The sequence below is a fragment of the Solirubrobacter phytolaccae genome (assembly GCF_027587195.1).
In the GTDB taxonomy this organism is placed as follows: domain Bacteria; phylum Actinomycetota; class Thermoleophilia; order Solirubrobacterales; family Solirubrobacteraceae; genus Solirubrobacter; species Solirubrobacter phytolaccae.
On sequence record NZ_JAPDDP010000036.1, the window covers coordinates 20,579 to 36,807 of the forward strand.

The following is a 16,229-nucleotide window of genomic DNA, read 5'->3' on the forward strand; positions in this document are numbered from 1 at the left end:
CACTTCAAACCCGCTGATCGAGCGCGGGTTCGCGCGCGGACAAGGACGCAGTAACTAGTTGACAGGGCTTGAGCGAGCGAGTTCAGTTCCGCTCGGCTGGCGCAGGAGGAGTCCTGGCGCCGGAGGCCCCTAAGAGAGCAGGTACGAATGCTGGCGGTCGCGACGCGTCGTGTCGTTGCTGGTTGGCGGTCCCTGTCGTGTCGGCGCACCCGCGCCCGCGCGACAGGAGTGGTGATGTTGTCCGGCCTTGCCCTGGCCGGACCGGGCGCCGTGGCGGCGAACGCCGCGCCGTACGGCTGGTCCGACGACGGCTGGTTGTTCACGGACATCTGGCAGGTCGACGGCGATCCGTACGGCAGCTCGCCGTTGTCGATCAGAGGCAGCGGCGAGATCTCGTACACGCCCCCGGGTACGGCGTACGTGACGGCGTTCCAGGGCGTGGCGCACCACTGGGCCACCGGCGGCGCCACGGCCACGTGGGGCATTCGCCTCCCCAACGGGCAGTGGGCGGACTCGATGCCGGTGCAGCCCAACGACACCGGCGAGGCGTACTACGCCGGCTCGACCGCCGGCGCGCAGGCCGTCGTCCAGCTCTCCGGAGCGGGTTCGCCGGACGACTACATCTCCCTCACGTACTTCGGCGTCGACATCGACGACCCGGACGTGCCGACCGTCACCAGCGCGAGCAGCGGCGTGAGCGGCTGGGTCAAGGACGGCGTCCGCACCGCGACCGTCGCGGGCACCGACGCCGGCGTCGGCGTCAAGCAGCTCGATCTGCTCAAGGGCACGCAGGTGCTCGGCTCCAAGACCCGCATCTGCCAGCAGCAGGAGGGCCTCACGGCCTGCCCGCAGGCGCTGTCGGGCACGATCAACTACGACGCGGGCCAGCTCCCGGAGGGCGTGAACACCCTCGGCGTGCGCGCGAAGGACTGGACCGACAAGGTCTCGAGCGTGTCCACGTTCCCCGTCAAGGTGGACCGCAGCAACCCGACGATCGCGCTCAGCGGCCCGCTGTTCGACAACGTCGGCCAGGATCTCGACGAGGCGACCTACAACCTGCACGTCGTCGGCGCCGACAGCCTCAGCGGCGTCCAGCGCATCCGCGTGCTCGTCGGCGGCAACCTCGTGCACGAGGCGCTGAACCCGGCCGCCGGTGACGGGGAGGGCCTCACCACGGACTACGCGTTCCCGACCTCGGCCTTCCCGGACGGCAACCACACCGTCACCGTCGAGATCACCGACCGCGTGGGCAACACGGCGACGCAGTCGATCGTCGCCAAGAACACGCAGGCCGCGACGTGCGTCCTGGACACCGGCGAGGACGACTGGTGCGAGATCGAGGACCGCTACTCCACCACTGCCGGCTCCGATCCGGACCCGTTGGACCTGACGTCCCCCGACGAGGAGCCGGCCGATCCTGACGCCACGCTGGAGTGCATCGCGCTCTTCGACAACGACGCGGACTACTGCTCCGATCCGCCCTCGCTGCTGCGCGAGGACCAGACCATCACCTGGGGCATGGCCGACGAGCGCCATGAGATGTTCGACTTGCAGCTGTTCAAAGACCTCACCGGTGTGAAGATCGTCCGCAAGATCGTCTCGTGGAACCTGGTCGACCTCAACGACCCGAACTCGACGACCGACGAGTTCGACCGCTTCAAGCTCTGGTACCAGAAGGCGGCGAAGCAGTACAAGGTCTTCGTCGTGCTCCAGCGCACGAACCAACCGGGCCTCAGCAATGAGCAGAAGAGCAACCTGGCGCCCACGGTGCGCCAGCTCTCGACAAAGGCCGACCAGCTCACGAGGAAGTTCAGCAGCATCGACTACCTGGCTGCCTGGAACGAGCCCAACCACTCGTCACAGCCCACCCGCGGCGTGCGACGGTGCGTGCAGAACAACTGCAAGCGGGGCTACGGCGCCAACGTCGCCGGCCGCTACACCGCGGCGATCGGGCGCAACGCCTGCAACGCCGCCGAGCAGTGCAAGGTCGTGGCCGGCGAGCTGCACCAGGACATCAACGACTCAAGCTGGCGTCCGTACCTCGAGGAGTACCTCGAGGGCATCGAGGACGAGCGCAAGACCGGGGAGCCGCGGCCGCAGATCTGGTCCACGCACCCGTACGTCGACATCCGCCGCCAGAACGAGCTCCGGACGTCGAGGTTCATCCACGACGTGAAGGTGGAGTACCCCAGCGCCGACATCTGGCTCTCGGAGGGCGGGAGCCGGGTCGACCCGCTCGTGCCCGGCATGGAGACCGCCCCGAACTACACGGTGCAGGACCAGCAGGTCACGCACTATGTGACGGACCTGGCGCACAGCTCGGCCTCGATCACGCACGTGATCTACTACCACTTCTGCGAGCCGTCGCAGTGGCGCGACAACCCGCCGCGCCCGCGGTGGGACTCGGGCCTGATGGCTCCCAGCGGTGACCAGGTCACGTGCGCTCCGACGCCCCGCAACGCGTACAACATCTGGAAGACGGCAGTGAACGGCTCGTGATCCGCCGCGCGTGGCTGCTCGCGTTGTGCTTCGTGGCGGCGGTGCCCTCCGTCGCCACGTCGGCCGCGCCCAAGCGCAAGTCGTGCGCCAGGGTGGGCACGACCATCGACGCGAGCAGCTACGCGCGTGTTTATCGCAGTCGCGGCTACGTGTACGCCTGCCTGCGCGACGGGCGCCGGCGGCAGATCGGCGCCGTGCGTGAGGACGGCTTCACGGGCCTGTACAGGTTCGCGCTCGCCGGGCGGTTCCTGGCCACGGACAAGCTGGTCTGCCTGCGTGACGTCGATTGCACCGCCTCCTTGGAGGTCCGCGACCTGGTGTCCGGCCGCGTGGTGCGGTCGGCGCGGGTCGACGACGACGCCAACGAGATCCGCGACCTGGTGGTCACCGGGAAGGGCGAGGTGGCCTGGATCCGCTCCAACAACGTCGTGCAGCAGGTGCTCAAGTTGGACGCGCCCGGTCCGCCGGTCGTGCTCGATGAGGGGAACGACATCGCGTTCGGCTCGCTCGCGCTCGCCGGCACCACGCTGTACTGGACGCGGGCCGGCGTCGCGAAGACCGGGCAGCTCGGCACCGCCCACGACTCGGCGCTGCTTGCGCGACCGTAGCGAGGCTCCGAGTGGCACACCCGCCGGGACGTGATCGACACCCAGCAGCGCAACTTCTTGAGCGGTCGCGAGTTGCGGCGTCCGTGCGGATCCTGTCCCTCGCGCTCGGCGCGACCGCTGTCCTTGCGGGCGGCACCACTGTTGTCCTCGCGCAAGCGCAGGCGCAAACCCCTCCGTTTTCGGTGTATCCGGTCCCCGGCACGCTGACCGCGGGGGAGAAGACCACGTTCTCCTTCCGCGGCGGGAACGCCGCCGCGCTCGGCACGGTCACCGTCAAAGGCTCGGAGAGCGGCACCCATACGGGCAAGCTGCTCGCCCACTCGGACGGGAACGGTGTCTCCTTCGTGCCGTCGAAGCCGTTCGAGGCCAACGAGACGGTCAGCGTCACCACCGACCGCGAGGTCGTCGGCGCGACGGGCGGCGACTTCAAGATCAGCATCGGTGATCTCACGACGCGCAAGGCGCGCCCGGTCGAGCTCCCGAACGTCGGTCGCGGCAGCGTGCAGAAGTACGCGACCCGGCCGGATCTCTCGCCGCCGTCCGTGACCGTGACCACGGCCAAGCCCGGCCGTGCGCCCGGCCTGGTGTTCCTCGCCCCCAAGGCGGGGCGCGGCCAGGACGGCCCGATGATCATCAACGACCGGGGCCAGACGGTCTGGTTCAAGTCCACGCCGGGCAAGATCCCGGCCGACTTCCGCGTCCAGCAGCTCGGCGGCAAGCCCGTGCTGACGTGGTGGGAGGGCCAGCTGTTCGTCGGTGACGGCGACGGCGTCGGCCAGGTCTACGACACCAACTACAACCGGGTCGCGACGGTCACGGCCGGCAACGGCTACTCGTTCGACCTGCACGAGTTCACGCTCACGCCGCAGAACACGGCGATCGTGCTCGCCTACGAGCGCTTCAAGCGCGATCTGCGGCCCTGGGGCGGCCCGAAGGACTCGCGCGTCGTGGACAACATCGTCCAGGAGATCGACCTGCCCACCGGCGCCGTGCTGTTCGAGTGGCACTCGTTCGGCAACGTCGGGCTCAAGGAGTCCAACATCCCGGCCCCGACCGCGCCCGGCTTCGAGTGGGAGTACTTCCACGTGAACTCGGCCGAGATCACCCCGGACGGCAACTTCCTGATCTCCGCGCGCAACACGTCGGCCGTCTACAAGATCGATCGCCGCACGGGCAAGGTCCTGTGGACGCTCGGCGGCAAGAACTCGACCTTCAAGCTCGGCAAGGGCGTGCGCTTCGACTGGCAGCACAGCGCCCGCCAGCAGGCCGACGGCACGATCAACATCTACGACAACTCGGCCGCGCCCCCGACCAAGAAGAACTCGCGCGTGATCAACGTGCGGCTCGACGAGCAGGCCAAGACCGCCACGCTCGTGAAGGCCTTCAAGCACCCGCTCAACCTGCTCTCGGCCAGCCAGGGTAACGTCGAGACGCTCCCGAACGGCAACGTCTTCGTCGGCTGGGGCTCGCAGCGCTACTTCACCGAGTTCGACGCCCAGGGCAACGTCGTCTTCGACGGCCGCCTCGCCCGCGGCAACGACAACTACCGCGCGTTCCGCTACCCATGGGTCGCCACCCCGTCGCAGGCGCCGAAGGTGGTCGCCACCGCCGAGGGCGGCAAGGTCTCCGCCCGCGTGAGCTGGAACGGCGCGACCGAGGTCGCGAAGTGGGAGCTCCTGGGCGGTGCGAACCCGGGCGCCCTCGCTCCGCTCGCCAGCCAGCCGTACGGCGGCTTCGAGACCGCCGTGAGCGCCAACGGCACTCCGGCGGTCGTGGCCTTCCGCGCCTACGACGCGGCCGGCAACGTCCTGACTACGACGACGCCGCTGAAGCCGGGGTCTTAGCCGCCAGCTGCCCGCAGGCCGCGTCGATGTCGCGGCCTCGGGTCAGCCGGACCGTCGCACTCAGGCCGTGCTCCTCGAGCGCGGCCCTGAAGGTCTCGATCGCACCCCGGGAGGAGCCGTCGTAGACGGAGTCCGTCGGGTTGTACGGGATCAGGTTGAGCTTGTAGATCTTCGGGTCGAGGATCTCGGCGAGCTTGACGGCCTGGGCGTAGCCATCGTTGACGCCCGCGAGCATCACGTACTCGATGAAGACCATGCGGCGCTTGCGCTCGTAGAACGCCTCGCACGCCTCGAGCACCTCCTCCATGGAGTAGCGCTCGTTGACCGGCATGATCTGCGAGCGCAGATCCTCCTCGGGGGCGTGCAGGGACAGCGCGAGCCGGATCGGCATGTCGCTCTCGGTGAGGCGCTTGATGCCCGGCACCCAGCCGACCGTGGAGATGCCGGTGCGGCGGTGCGTGATGCCCACGTCCGGCAGCTTGCGGCAGGTCTCCAGCACGTTGTCGAGGTTCATCATCGGCTCGCCCATGCCCATGAACACGAGGTGGTTGACGGGCTCGATGCGGCGGAAGTGCAGCACCTGGTCGAGGATCTCCGACGCGGTCAGGTTGCGGCCGAACTTCATCTTGCCGGTGGCGCAGAACGTGCACGTGAGCGGGCAGCCGGACTGCGAGCTCACGCAGATCGAGCGGCGCCCGTCCTTGTAGCGCATCAGCACGGCCTCGACGGCGCGGCCGTCATGCGTGTGGAAGAGCGCCTTGACGGTGCCGTCGCTGGAGTGCGCCTCACGCACCAGCTCGAGCGTGCTGAACGGCACCTCCTCGGCCAGCTTCGCGCGCAGCGCGGCCGGCAGATCGGTCATCTCGTCGTACGACGAAGCGCCCTGGGACGCCCAGCGCCAGACCTGCCGCGCACGGAACGCGGGCTGGTCGGACAGAACAGTGTCAAGGAGCTGCAGATCCACGCCCTCTATGGTGGCAGCCGACGAAATGCGCCTTGCTAAGTACCTTGCCCACGCCGGAGTGGCCTCCCGCCGCGCCTCCGAGTTGATCATCGCCGACGGTCGGGTGACCGTGAACGGCAAGGTGGTCACGGACCCTGCCCGGGACGTCCACGACGAGCTCACCGTCAAGGTCGACGGCAAGCGGGTCAAGGTCGCGAGCCAGACGCTCGTCGTCTACCTGGTCAACAAGCCGGCGGGCTACGTGTCCACCGCCAAGGACCCGCAGGACCGGCAGACCGTGATCTCCCTGGTGCCGTCCTCGCAGCGGCTGTACCCCGTCGGGCGCCTGGACTTCGACACCACGGGCCTGATCCTGCTGACCAACGACGGCGACCTCGCGCACAAGCTCACGCACCCCTCGTTCGAGGTGCCGCGCACCTACCGCGCCCGCGTCGCCAACGCGCCCGTCAACGAGCCCGCGCTGCGCTCGCTGCGGGAGGGCATCCTGCTCGAGGACGGGTTGACCGCGCCCGCGAAGGTCCGCAACCTCTCGTCCGGCCATCTGGAGCTGACGATCCACGAGGGTCGCAAGCGGCAGGTCAAGCGCATGCTCGAGGCGGTGGGGCATCGCGTCTACACGCTCGAGCGCGTCGCGTTCGGGTCGCTGCGGCTCGGGTCGCTGCAACCGGGCGAGTTCCGCAAGCTGGGCCAGCCGGAGGTCGAGCGCCTCCGCGAGCTTGGTTGAATGCAGGCCGCTATGCGGGTCGTCGCGCTTCGAGGCGCCAACGAGGTCAAGTCGAACACCGCCGAGGACATCCTCTCGGCGACGGACAAGCTGATGCGCGAGATCCTGACGCGCAACGCGCTCAAGACCGAGGACCTCGTCAGCTGCATCTTCACGCTCACGCCGGACCTGGACGCCCAGTTCCCCGCCGCCGCGGCGCGCGCGATGGGGCTGAGCTCGGTCCCGCTGCTGTGCGCGCGGGAGATCCCCGTGCCGGGCGCGCTGCCGAACATCATCCGGGTGCTGATCCACGCGTACATGGACCGCCCCGCCGAGCACGTCTACCTCGGCGAGGCGGCCAAGCTGCGGCTGGACCTCACCGGCGCTCAGTAGCCGAGCGACCGGTACCGCCGCACGGACAGCGGCACGAAGATCGCCAGGAGCGCCGCCGCCCACGCCAGGGACGCGAGGATCGGGTGCTGGAGTGGCCAGACGTCCGGGACGATCCCGGTGGGGGAGCCGAACAGGTCGCGGCACGCCGTCGCGAGCGCGGTCACCGGGTTCCACTCGGCGATCTGGCGTAGGCCGTCCGGGAGCCCGCCGACCGGGACGAAGATCCCGGACAGGAACATCATCGGGAAGATGATGCTCATGGCGATCCCGTCCGCGCCGTCGGGGTCACGGACCATCAGGCCGAGCCACACGCCCGCCCACGTGACGGCGAACGCCATCACGATCAGCAGCCCGAACGCGCCGAGCGTCTCGAGGACCGAGCCGTGCGGCGCCCAGCCGACGATCAGCCCGCACGCGACCGTCACGAGTGTGCCGGCGATCAGCTCGACCAGCTCGGCGACCGTGCGACCGGCGACCACCGAGCCACGGGAGATCGGCAGCGCGCGCAGCCGGTCCATCAGCCCGCTCCGGATGTCCGAAGCGACGCCGACCGCGATCCCGGGGATCGTCCCGATCATCGCCTGGGCGAAGATCCCGGACACCAGGTACTCGTGGTAGTCGCCGCCGCCCGGCACGTCGATCGCGGAGCCGAACACGTACGCGAACAGCAGCACGAACACGAGCGGCATCAGCAGCGTGCCGAAGACCTTCTCGGGGATGCGCGGGATGTGGCGCAGGCTGCGGCCGGAGAGCAGCCGCACTTCGTTGAGCGTGGCGATCATGCGGTCGTAAGCGCGAAGAACGCGTCGTCGAGGGTGGGCTGGGCCAGTGACGCCTCTTCGACGTCGAGGTCGTCGAGCGCGTCGAGCATCGAGCGCAGGTCGTCCGGTCCGCCCGGCGCGGGGACGGACAGGCTGCGGGTGCGGACGTCGACCTCAGGCTCGAGTCGAGACAGCCGCCGCGCGGCCTCCTCGAACGCGTCGAGCGTCAGGTGGACGCGGCGATCCCCGACGCGGCGCTTGAGCTCCGCGGGCGTGCCCTCCGCGACGGTCCGCCCGCCGCTGAGCACGACGATCCGATCCGCGAGCCGGTCGGCCTCTTCCAGGTACTGGGTGGTGAGGATGAGCGCGGCGCCGTCGGTCACCAGGTCGGCGATCGCGCCCCACATGTCCGCGCGGGCGGCGGGGTCCAGGCCCGTCGTCGGCTCGTCCAGGAACACGACGGGGCGCCGGACCATCAGGCAGGCGGCGAGGTCCAGCCGGCGGCGCATGCCACCGCTGTAGGTGCCGAGCAGCCGGTCGGCCGCGTCGGTCAAGCCGAAGCGCTCCAGCAGCTCGTCGCAGCGCGACACCGCCGCCCGCTTCGGCAGCTTCTGCAGCCGGCCCAGCAGCATCAGGTTCTCGCGCCCGGTCAGGCGCTCGTCGAGCGAGGCCTCCTGGCCGGCGACCGCGATCCGCTCCCGCACGGCGCCCGGTTCGGTGGCGACGTCGCGACCGGCCACGAGCGCCCGGCCGGAGGTGGGCGCGAGCAGCGTCGTGAGGATGCGGACGGCGGTGGTCTTGCCCGCGCCGTTGTGGCCGAGCAGCCCGAGCACGGTGCCGGGCGCGACTTCGAGGTCGAGGTCACGGAGCGCGTCGGTGTCGCCGAACCGGCGACCCAGCGCTTCCGTTCGTACAGCGTACGAATTCATACGGCGTACGATAGAAGTACGCTGTACGAGATGTCAAGCCAGCCGCCGATCTGGGCCAGGCCCGAGCCGAAGGGCCGCGGCCGGCAGTCGCCGCTCTCGCGCGCCGGGATCGTGCGCGTGGCGATCGAGGTCGCCGACGCGGAAGGGCTCGAGGCGGTCTCGATGCGGCGACTCGCCCGCGAGCTGCAGGCGGGCGCGATGTCGCTCTACCACTACTTCGAGAACCGCGACGAGCTGCTCGAGCTGATGATCGACACCGTCGCGGCCGAGATGGTCGTGCCGGACCTGCCGGGGGAGTGGCGCCCGGCGATCGAGGCCGTCGCCCACCACAGCCGCGACATGTTCCGCCGCCACACGTGGGTGCTGCCGATCTTCCAGGACGTCCCCGCGGTCACGCCCAACCTGCTTCGCCACATCGAGCAGTCCGCGCAGACGGTCCTGCCGCTCGGCGGCACCGATCCAGGGCTGCTCGCCAGCCTGGTCAGCGCCGTCGACGACTTCACGATCGGCTTCACCCTGCGCGAGCTGAGCGGGGAGGAGCGACGCGGCCGCGACTGGGACTCACCTGAGCTGCGCTCGTTGCTCGAGAGCGGCGAGTTCCCGCTCGTGGCGAGCTTCATCGCCGCGGACTCGCCGATGCCGCCGCCGGACTTCGCGCTCGGGCTCAAATGGCTGCTGGACGGCTTCGAGCGTGAGCTGAGCTAACGCGGACGCCGCCCCGAAGGGCGACGCCCGCGGATCAGCTCACCCGCGCACGGTCGCGGGCGCGTACTTGCCCTGGGTGCGGAACGCGCCCTTGCCGTCGCCCCACAGCTTGCGCTTCTTCTTGGCCGGCGCGGCCGCGATCTGCACTCGCCGCGCGGGCGGCGCCCGGCGCACCGCCTTGTGCCCGTCGAGGTCGAACACGTTGAGCGGGTCCTGGTTGGCGTAGTCGTAGTCCGTCGCGGACCCACCCTCCACGGGATCGACCTGCAGGAAGCGGCCGGTCGCGGGGAGGTAGACGCGCGCGCCCATCTGCATCGGTCCGCCGCTGCCGGCGGTCTGCGCGAACTCGGTCGTGCGCAGATGCGCGCCGAGCCAACCGTATCCGGGACGCCCGTTGGCGGCCATGACGTTCGGCGCTGGTGTGGTGACCACGCCGAACTCGTCGTACTCCGTGCGGCTCAGCGGCGCGGTCGCCGACGGGGACGTCGACGCCGTGGCCACGACGTCCCCCTGCAGGTTGCGCAGCTGGTAGGTGTTGACGCCGTTCTCCACCAGCGCGACCGTCTCGCCGCTCGGACCCTCCAATGGCTGGGAGCCGAACGCGTCGGTCGAGACCGAGGAGCTGATCGGCTCGTCCGTGTCGTCGGCGTACTGGTACGTCGTGGTCGCCGTCGGCTGCGAGCCGCCACTGGACGTGGTGGTCACGATCCGGCCGAGGCCGTCGCGGTCGTAGGTGTGCGTGCGCCCGTCGAGCGTGACGCTCCGGGACGTGTCGTCGGTGAAGTAGCCCGCGGTCAGCGCGCCCGTGCCGCCCGAGTCCGGCGCGGGGACCGTGGTCGCCCGGCCGAACGCGTCGTGCACCCAGCCCGTCGTGGTCACCCGGTCGGCGCTGTCCACCGTCCACGTGCGGGTGGCGAGCGCGCCGGTCCCGCACGCCCCGCCGGCAGCGCCGGTCCGGACGTCACGTGCGGTGCGGTTGGACTCGTCGTCGTAGCCGTACGCCCGCTGCACGCAGCGGCTGTCGCTCAGGCGCACGTCGTCGGTGGTCTTGAGCCGCCCCACCATGTCGTAGGTGTACGCGCGGCTGGTCTGGCTCGTCGCCGTACCGACGATGCGCCCGCGCGCGTCGCGCGCGGTCACGTCGTCCTTGACCCACTCGCACCCGACGCTGCAGCCGGTGGTCTTCGTCCACGTCAGCTTCTTCGGGTCGCTGACCTCGTCATAGGTGAACGCGGCCTGCAGCCCGTTCGGCAGCGTCTCGGTGGTGATCCGGTCGTCCACGTCGTAGGTGGCGGTGACCGCCGCCCCGAGCTGCGGGTGGTTCACGCTCGTGACGTTGTCGCGGTCGTCGTACCCGTACGTGGTCGTCGTCGTGGAGCGGGTACGACCGGTCATGCGGTTGCGCGCGTCGTAGGTGTAGCCCCAGCCGACGGTGTCACCGGCCGGCTTGTAGCTCGCCAGCCGGCCCAGCGCGTCGTAGGTGCGGGCGATCGTCCCCTGGCTGTTGATCGTCTGCCACGGCTTGCCCGTCGCGGCGTCGTAGGTGTACGTGATGGTCGGCGTCGGCTGGCCCAGCCCGCCGGTGACCGCCGTCGTGCTCAGCCGGGCGCCCGAGTCGTACGTGTTGGTGATGACGCGGTACGTCCCGCTGGCGGGGGTGAGCCCACGGTTCTCGGTCAGGGTCGCGACGGCCCCGACGGGGTGGTACGTGTACCACTCGCGCGGCTTGTCCGCGGTCGGCGTGGCGGCATCCGAGACGTAGCAGAGCTGCCCCGCCGGTCGCGCGACGCCGACCGCTCCGTCACACCCACCGATGGCCGCGGGGATCCGGCCCGTGGTCGGGGTGACGCCGTAGTAGCGGTGGTAGCGGACGTCGGCGCCCGTTCCGCCCGCGGTGCGGGTCTCCTCGACGAGCGGATAGGTGTTGTGGATGATGTTCCACGTCGTCGGGTCGGGGCCGACGGGGTCGACCACCACCGTCTTGACCGCCTGGCGCGCCTCCCAGCCGCGGTTCGTGCCGTCCGGGTTGACGTAGCCGTAGGTCGTCGTCTCCTCGTCGGTGAGCACCTGCGTGGCGGAGATCCGCACGCCGGTGAGCTTCGTGGTCGGCAGGTAGTACTTCGTGCCGGCCACCGGCTTGTTGATGTCGTAGTCGGTGATCGTGTAGCGGCGGCCCTGCACGGTCGTGCCGTTCTTCAGACGCACCGTCGTCTCCGGCTCGTACACGGCCGAGTCGACGATCAGCAGGTCCGGGTGGGGGATCGACCGGCGCGAGCGCCGCTCGGCCTCCGCGGCCGTGTTCCCGCCGGCGGCGAGCGCCGCCGCGCGGTTGGCCGCGCTGAGCTCGCGGATCACCTCACCCTGCGCGCTGTACTCCGTCGTCGAGATCCCGCCGCCCGGCGTCGCGCGGTTGACCTCGCGGCCGGCGACGTCGAGGTAGTGGATCGTCGCCTGGGCGTAGGTGCTGGTGCTCGAGCCCGGCGGGAAGATCGCCACGGCGTCGCGAGCCAGGTTCTGCAGGTCGACCTGGTTCCAGGTCGCGGCGGCGGTCGCCGACAGGTCGTACGGCGCGCCGCTTCCGCTCACGGGCACGCCGTACTGCACGGTCGTCGTGGCGGTGCCGCCGCCCGGCAGCGGCCGGGACAGCGTGGCGATGCGGGGGCTGTTGTCGCCGCTGTGCGACGAGTACCCGAGCGTCCACGCGGACTCGCCGGGCGGCGTGATCGTCGCCAGCGTCCCCGCGGAGTTGTACGTGTACGCCGTCGGCAGGCCGCCCGTGACGCGCGGGTCCTCGACCTTGATCAGCCGGGCGTAGGCGTCGTAGGTGTACTTGGCGACGATCGGCGCCGGGGTCGTGTAGCCGTCGTCGAAGCGCACGTGCTTGACGCGGGGCGCGATGTACGAGCCCGTGCCCTCGCTGGTCCACTCGAACGTCAGCCTGCGCGGCGCGCCGCCGGAGCCGGCGGGCAGCGGCGCGACGATCGCCGCGAGCCGCTGGCGCGTCGCCCCCGCGGGCAGGGTGTACTCGTACGTCAGCTGCCGGTCGCTGCCGGGCTGCTGGAACTTCGCCAGGCGGTAGCTGGAAGAGCCGGCGGTCTGCCCGTTGACGGTCGCGGTCGCCTCTTGGTCGAACGTCGCCACGTTGCCCTCCGGGTCGCGGAGCACCAGCTTGCTGACGCCGCTCTCCGTCACGCTCTGCAGCGTGTAGCCGGCGTGCGATTCGTCGGCCTCCCACGCCGTCACGTTGCCCTGCGGGTCCTTCGTCGCCTTGAAGGTGAACTTCGTGCCGTCGCCGTTCTCGACGATCGCGTAGTTGTACTCCCAGCGCTCGATCTCCTCGAGCGTGTCGATGTTCGGTTGCAGCGCCCCGTAGTCGAACGTGTCCTGCTCGAAGTCGTACGAGTCCCAGAACGCGTCCCAGTTCCAGCTCTGCGGGTCGAGGCTGTGACGCTGGACCGCGACCTCGTCGACCTCGGTGTAGTTGAAGATCCCGCGGTAGGGGACCTCGCCGCCGTCGGCCTCGAGGTTGGCCTCCCATTGCGGGCCGAACATGTCCGAGGTGCGCTTGGACACCCCGCGCGACTTGTACGTGCGGCCGAGCGTCAGGTTCTCGAGGAACGCGCTGATGTCCACGTCCTGCTGCTCGAGCGTGAACTGGCCGTTCATCGGCTCCAGCTCGCCCGGGCCGAGCGGGATCCGCGCCGCCCCGTCGATGCCGCGCCGGTCGAGCCGGAAGTCGACCTCCTTGGTGACGCCGCCGTCGCCGAGCGTCGCCGAGTCCAGCAGCGCGCGCACGCGCACCGGTCCGTCCACGTCCCCACCGGGCATCGCCGTCAGGTCCCACACCATCGACGTCGACACCCGGTTCCCGGACGGGCCGGTGACCGGGATGTCCTTGCTGGCCGCGGGCGCGCCCGACAGCGTGCTCAGCGCGGTCTGCGGGATGTCCGTCCACGTCTTCTGCGCGCCGGCCGTGTACTGGAACCGGGCGGAGGTGACCGACACGCGTTCGCTCTCGGCCTTGAGGATCACGCGCTTGGCGGTGAGGTGGCCCTCGCGCGGCGAGACGACCGAGCTGCCGCCCGGGGCCGGCAGCACCGACGTGACCTCGAGCACCATCGGGCCGCCGGAGGTGACCGGCGAGCCGACCGACGACCACTCGCAGAAGCCCCAGCCCATCAGGCAGTCGAAGAACTCGTTGCTCGCGTACTGGTACGTGGACCGAAGCGCGAGGCCGAAGTTCGCGATGCCCTGGGCTCCGTTGGTCCGCCGATGCGTCTCCCATTGCTGGGCGAGATCCGTGAGGTCGTAGTCGATCGGTCCCGTGCCGACGTAGCCGAGCAGCACGTTGCTGGTGGGCCCGTACGAGGGATACGACAGCGCCGTGGTCGTGCGTCGGTACAGCCCGATCTGCGGACACTGGGGATCGGTGTCGCACCAGATGTTCATGCGCAGCTTGGCCGACTCGATCTCTTCCGTGTTGTTGGGCAGCACGGCCTCGAACCGCCCGGCCCATGCGCCCTCGCCGACCTGCGAGCCGTCGGTCCAGAGCGGTCCGACGACGGCGTACGCGACCCCGCAGCCGATCGACGCCAGCGTGGGCTGCTGACCCCAGTAGGCCATCAGCTGGCAGCTCTCGGCCATGCTGCGGTTGCGCACGTTGACCGACGGGTCGACCACGACCGGCCATGCGCGGCCGGGCCGGTCGAACCAGGCGTCGTCGAGCACCGGCGTGATCTCCCACGCCTGCGAGCTCACGCGCTCGAGCCGGTACGAGTTCTTGACCGACATCTGCTGGTTCGCGTCGAACATGACCGGCGCGGGGATGGTGAACACCTCGGTGGCGCCGCGACGCACGGTCAGCGCGCCCGACGGCTCCTGGCGGAGCGACAGCGCCGACGAGCTCGTCTGCAGCAGGTAGCTGAACTGGCGTGTCGCGCTCGGGTTCGCGAGGATCAAATCCTCCTTCGCACCCTGCGGCGTGACCTTCAACTTCAGGTCGACGTCCGTCAGGACGTCCTCGTACACGACCGTGTCGTCGGTGACCTTGCCGCGAGACGGGCGCCCGCGCAGCGTCAGGTGCACGGCGTCACCCGACGGTGCGGTGACGGTCACCATGCCCTGGGGGCCGCCCTGCAACGTGCTGGGCACGCGCACGCTGGCCTGTCCGACCTTGCCGACCCAGCCCGCGCCCGCTTTGGCGAGCGTCGTGTCGAACGCCCGCCAGCGTCCCTCGTCGTCGCGCCAATGGACCGGCTCCGTGCCGACCCGCGTCACCCGCCGGCCGTCGCTGCGTTGCCAGGAGCGGGAGAACTGCGTGCGCTCGGATGTCAGCTCACGTACCTCACCTGGTGGTCTCTGCACACCCGGCTCGGCGGCCGCGGCCTCGCCCGCGAACCCGAACGTCAGTGACAACAAGGCGCCGACCATCCACCCTCTGCTGGACATGGACTCCCGCTCTTTGTTGGAGGACCCTGGACTCGTGAGCACGCTGCGCTCGCGGAGTCTTCTTCAACCTATGCAGAGGTCCAGGTCGCTGTCAAACCGATCACGACCCTTTGACCCAAAACCGCCCTTCTCTAGGCTGCAGGACATGCCCATCGAGTTCGGCGAGAAGGTTCGGCGCATCCCCGTCTACCCGGCCGCTGAGGGCTACGGGTTCGAGGGACCGGTCGCGAAGATGGCGTCCAACGAGTCGCCGTATCCGCCGCTGCCGCAGGTGATCGAGGCCGCGGCGAAGGCGCTCGCCGGGATCAACCGCTACCCGGATCCGACGAACGCGGGCCTGCGCAAGAAGCTGAGCGACGTGCACGGCGTGCCCGCCCAGCGGATCGCGATCGGCAACGGCTCGTGCGACATCCTGCTCGCCGCCGGTGACGCGCTGCTCGAGCCGGGCGCGGAGCTCGTCTACGCGTGGCCGTCGTTCAGCGTCTACCCGCACCTCGCGGCCGCGTCGGGCGCGCGGGCGATCGAGGTCCCGCTCGACGACAAGCACTACCACCAGCTCGACAAGATGCTCGAGGAGATCACCGCCGCCACGCGCCTGGTGATCGTCTGCAACCCGAACAACCCGACCTCGACGGCGCTGCCGCTGGCCGAGATCGAGGCCTTCATCGAGCAGGTCCCGCCGCACGTCGCGGTGATCCTCGACGAGGCCTACATCGAGTTCAACGTCCTGCAGGACCCGGACGACTCGGTGCAGCTGCTCGAGCGCTACCCGAACCTCGTCCTGCTGCGTACGTTCAGCAAAGTCTACGGCCTCTGCGGGCTGCGCGTGGGCTACGCGCTGTGCGGCTCTGAGTCCTTCCGCACCGCGGTCGACCAGGTGCGTCAGCCGTTCTTCTGCAACGCCGCCGCCCAGGCCGCGGCGCTCGAGGCGCTCAACCACCAGGACGAGGTCACGCGCCGCGTGGAGCGCAACCTCGCCGAGCGCACGTCGCTCGAGGACGGGCTGCGGGCCCTGGGGCTGGACCCGTCGGAGTCGCAGGCCAACTTCGTCTGGTTCGACCTGGGGGAGGAGCGCTCCGAGGCCGACATCCTGCGCGGGCTGTCGATGACCGGCGTGCTCGTGCGCTCCGGCCAGGCGCTCGGCCGCGACGGCGCGCTGCGCGTCACGGTCGGCACCCAGGCCGAGAACGAGCGTCTTCTGGAAGCGCTCGCGCCCCTTCTGTAAGCTCACTCCCGTGACGACGCTCGCCACCACTTCCGTGCTCCCGGTGGCGTCCTCGTATTCCTACGCGTATTACGGCTGGCGATTTAGCTAGGCGCTCGGCCGGCGACACACGTCTCCGTCCGCACATCGGGCCCAAGGGCCGAGCGCCGG

Annotated in this window: 11 protein-coding genes; 7 read left to right on the forward strand and 4 right to left on the reverse strand. The window is 70.2% G+C overall.

Annotation, left to right across the window (positions count from 1 at the left end; all coding sequences use genetic code 11):
- Positions 1-234 precede the first annotated feature (234 nt).
- From OJ997_RS19265 to OJ997_RS19275, 3 genes are all read left to right on the forward strand, one after another.
- Positions 235-2,499: an Ig-like domain-containing protein gene (locus OJ997_RS19265; protein WP_270026831.1), complete on the forward strand. Its 2,265-nt coding sequence runs from the start codon at positions 235-237 to the stop codon at positions 2,497-2,499.
- On the forward strand, positions 2,496-3,107 hold the full coding sequence (locus OJ997_RS19270; RefSeq protein WP_270026832.1) for a hypothetical protein: 612 nt from the start codon (positions 2,496-2,498) through the stop codon (positions 3,105-3,107). The genes OJ997_RS19265 and OJ997_RS19270 overlap by 4 nt, the downstream gene beginning before the upstream one ends.
- A gap of 182 nt (positions 3,108-3,289) precedes the next feature.
- Entirely contained in the window at positions 3,290-4,951 is a 1,662-nt protein-coding gene (locus OJ997_RS19275) for an arylsulfotransferase family protein (protein WP_270026833.1), read from the forward strand.
- Here the strand turns inward: OJ997_RS19275 and rlmN are convergent.
- Positions 4,920-5,915 carry a dual-specificity RNA methyltransferase RlmN gene (rlmN, locus tag OJ997_RS19280; protein WP_270026834.1) on the reverse strand — a complete coding sequence of 332 codons (996 nt, stop codon included), beginning with the start codon at positions 5,913-5,915 and terminating at the stop codon, positions 4,920-4,922. The genes OJ997_RS19275 and rlmN overlap by 32 nt on opposite strands.
- A gap of 25 nt (positions 5,916-5,940) precedes the next feature.
- On the opposite strand from rlmN, the gene OJ997_RS19285 reads away from it, so the two are divergent.
- Both OJ997_RS19285 and aroH read left to right on the forward strand, forming a co-directional pair.
- A complete protein-coding gene (locus tag OJ997_RS19285) occupies positions 5,941-6,639 on the forward strand; it encodes a pseudouridine synthase (RefSeq protein ID WP_270026835.1) in 699 nt (232 codons plus the stop codon).
- Between the two features lie 12 nt (positions 6,640-6,651).
- On the forward strand, positions 6,652-7,011 hold the full coding sequence (gene aroH, locus OJ997_RS19290) for a chorismate mutase (protein WP_372517916.1): 360 nt from the start codon (positions 6,652-6,654) through the stop codon (positions 7,009-7,011).
- Here the strand turns inward: aroH and OJ997_RS19295 are convergent.
- Together OJ997_RS19295 and OJ997_RS19300 are read right to left on the reverse strand one after the other, a co-directional pair.
- Positions 7,005-7,793, reverse strand: coding sequence for an ABC transporter permease (locus tag OJ997_RS19295; protein WP_270026837.1), 789 nt, complete (start codon positions 7,791-7,793; stop codon positions 7,005-7,007). The genes aroH and OJ997_RS19295 overlap by 7 nt on opposite strands.
- Positions 7,790-8,701, reverse strand: a complete 912-nt coding sequence (locus OJ997_RS19300; RefSeq protein ID WP_270026838.1) for an ATP-binding cassette domain-containing protein — start codon at positions 8,699-8,701, stop codon at positions 7,790-7,792. Before OJ997_RS19300 ends, OJ997_RS19295 begins: the two co-directional genes overlap by 4 nt.
- A 30-nt stretch (positions 8,702-8,731) precedes the next feature.
- On the opposite strand from OJ997_RS19300, the gene OJ997_RS19305 reads away from it, so the two are divergent.
- Positions 8,732-9,406: a TetR/AcrR family transcriptional regulator gene (locus OJ997_RS19305; RefSeq protein ID WP_270026839.1), complete on the forward strand. Its 675-nt coding sequence runs from the start codon at positions 8,732-8,734 to the stop codon at positions 9,404-9,406.
- A gap of 39 nt (positions 9,407-9,445) precedes the next feature.
- On the opposite strand, the gene OJ997_RS19310 is transcribed toward OJ997_RS19305, so the two are convergent.
- The gene (locus OJ997_RS19310) at positions 9,446-14,824 is read right to left on the reverse strand and encodes an RHS repeat domain-containing protein (RefSeq protein WP_270026840.1); all 5,379 of its coding nucleotides are present in this window, start codon (positions 14,822-14,824) and stop codon (positions 9,446-9,448) included.
- 175 nt (positions 14,825-14,999) lie between these two features.
- Between OJ997_RS19310 and hisC the strand changes: the two genes are divergently transcribed.
- Entirely contained in the window at positions 15,000-16,079 is a 1,080-nt protein-coding gene (gene hisC, locus OJ997_RS19315; RefSeq protein ID WP_270026841.1) for a histidinol-phosphate transaminase, read from the forward strand.
- Positions 16,080-16,229: the final 150 nt, after the last annotated feature.

Bases quoted from the DNA above. Each gene is read 5' to 3' on its own strand.
- OJ997_RS19265 (WP_270026831.1), top strand. From the start codon at position 235: ATGTTGTCCGGCCTTGCCCTGGCCGGACCGGGCGCCGTGGCGGCGAAC.
- OJ997_RS19285 (WP_270026835.1), top strand. From the start codon at position 5,941: ATGCGCCTTGCTAAGTACCTTGCCCACGCCGGAGTGGCCTCCCGCCGC.
- aroH (WP_372517916.1), top strand. From the start codon at position 6,652: ATGCGGGTCGTCGCGCTTCGAGGCGCCAACGAGGTCAAGTCGAACACC.
- OJ997_RS19295 (WP_270026837.1), bottom strand. From the start codon at position 7,793: ATGATCGCCACGCTCAACGAAGTGCGGCTGCTCTCCGGCCGCAGCCTG.
- OJ997_RS19300 (WP_270026838.1), bottom strand. From the start codon at position 8,701: ATGAATTCGTACGCTGTACGAACGGAAGCGCTGGGTCGCCGGTTCGGC.
- OJ997_RS19305 (WP_270026839.1), top strand. From the start codon at position 8,732: ATGTCAAGCCAGCCGCCGATCTGGGCCAGGCCCGAGCCGAAGGGCCGC.
- hisC (WP_270026841.1), top strand. From the start codon at position 15,000: ATGCCCATCGAGTTCGGCGAGAAGGTTCGGCGCATCCCCGTCTACCCG.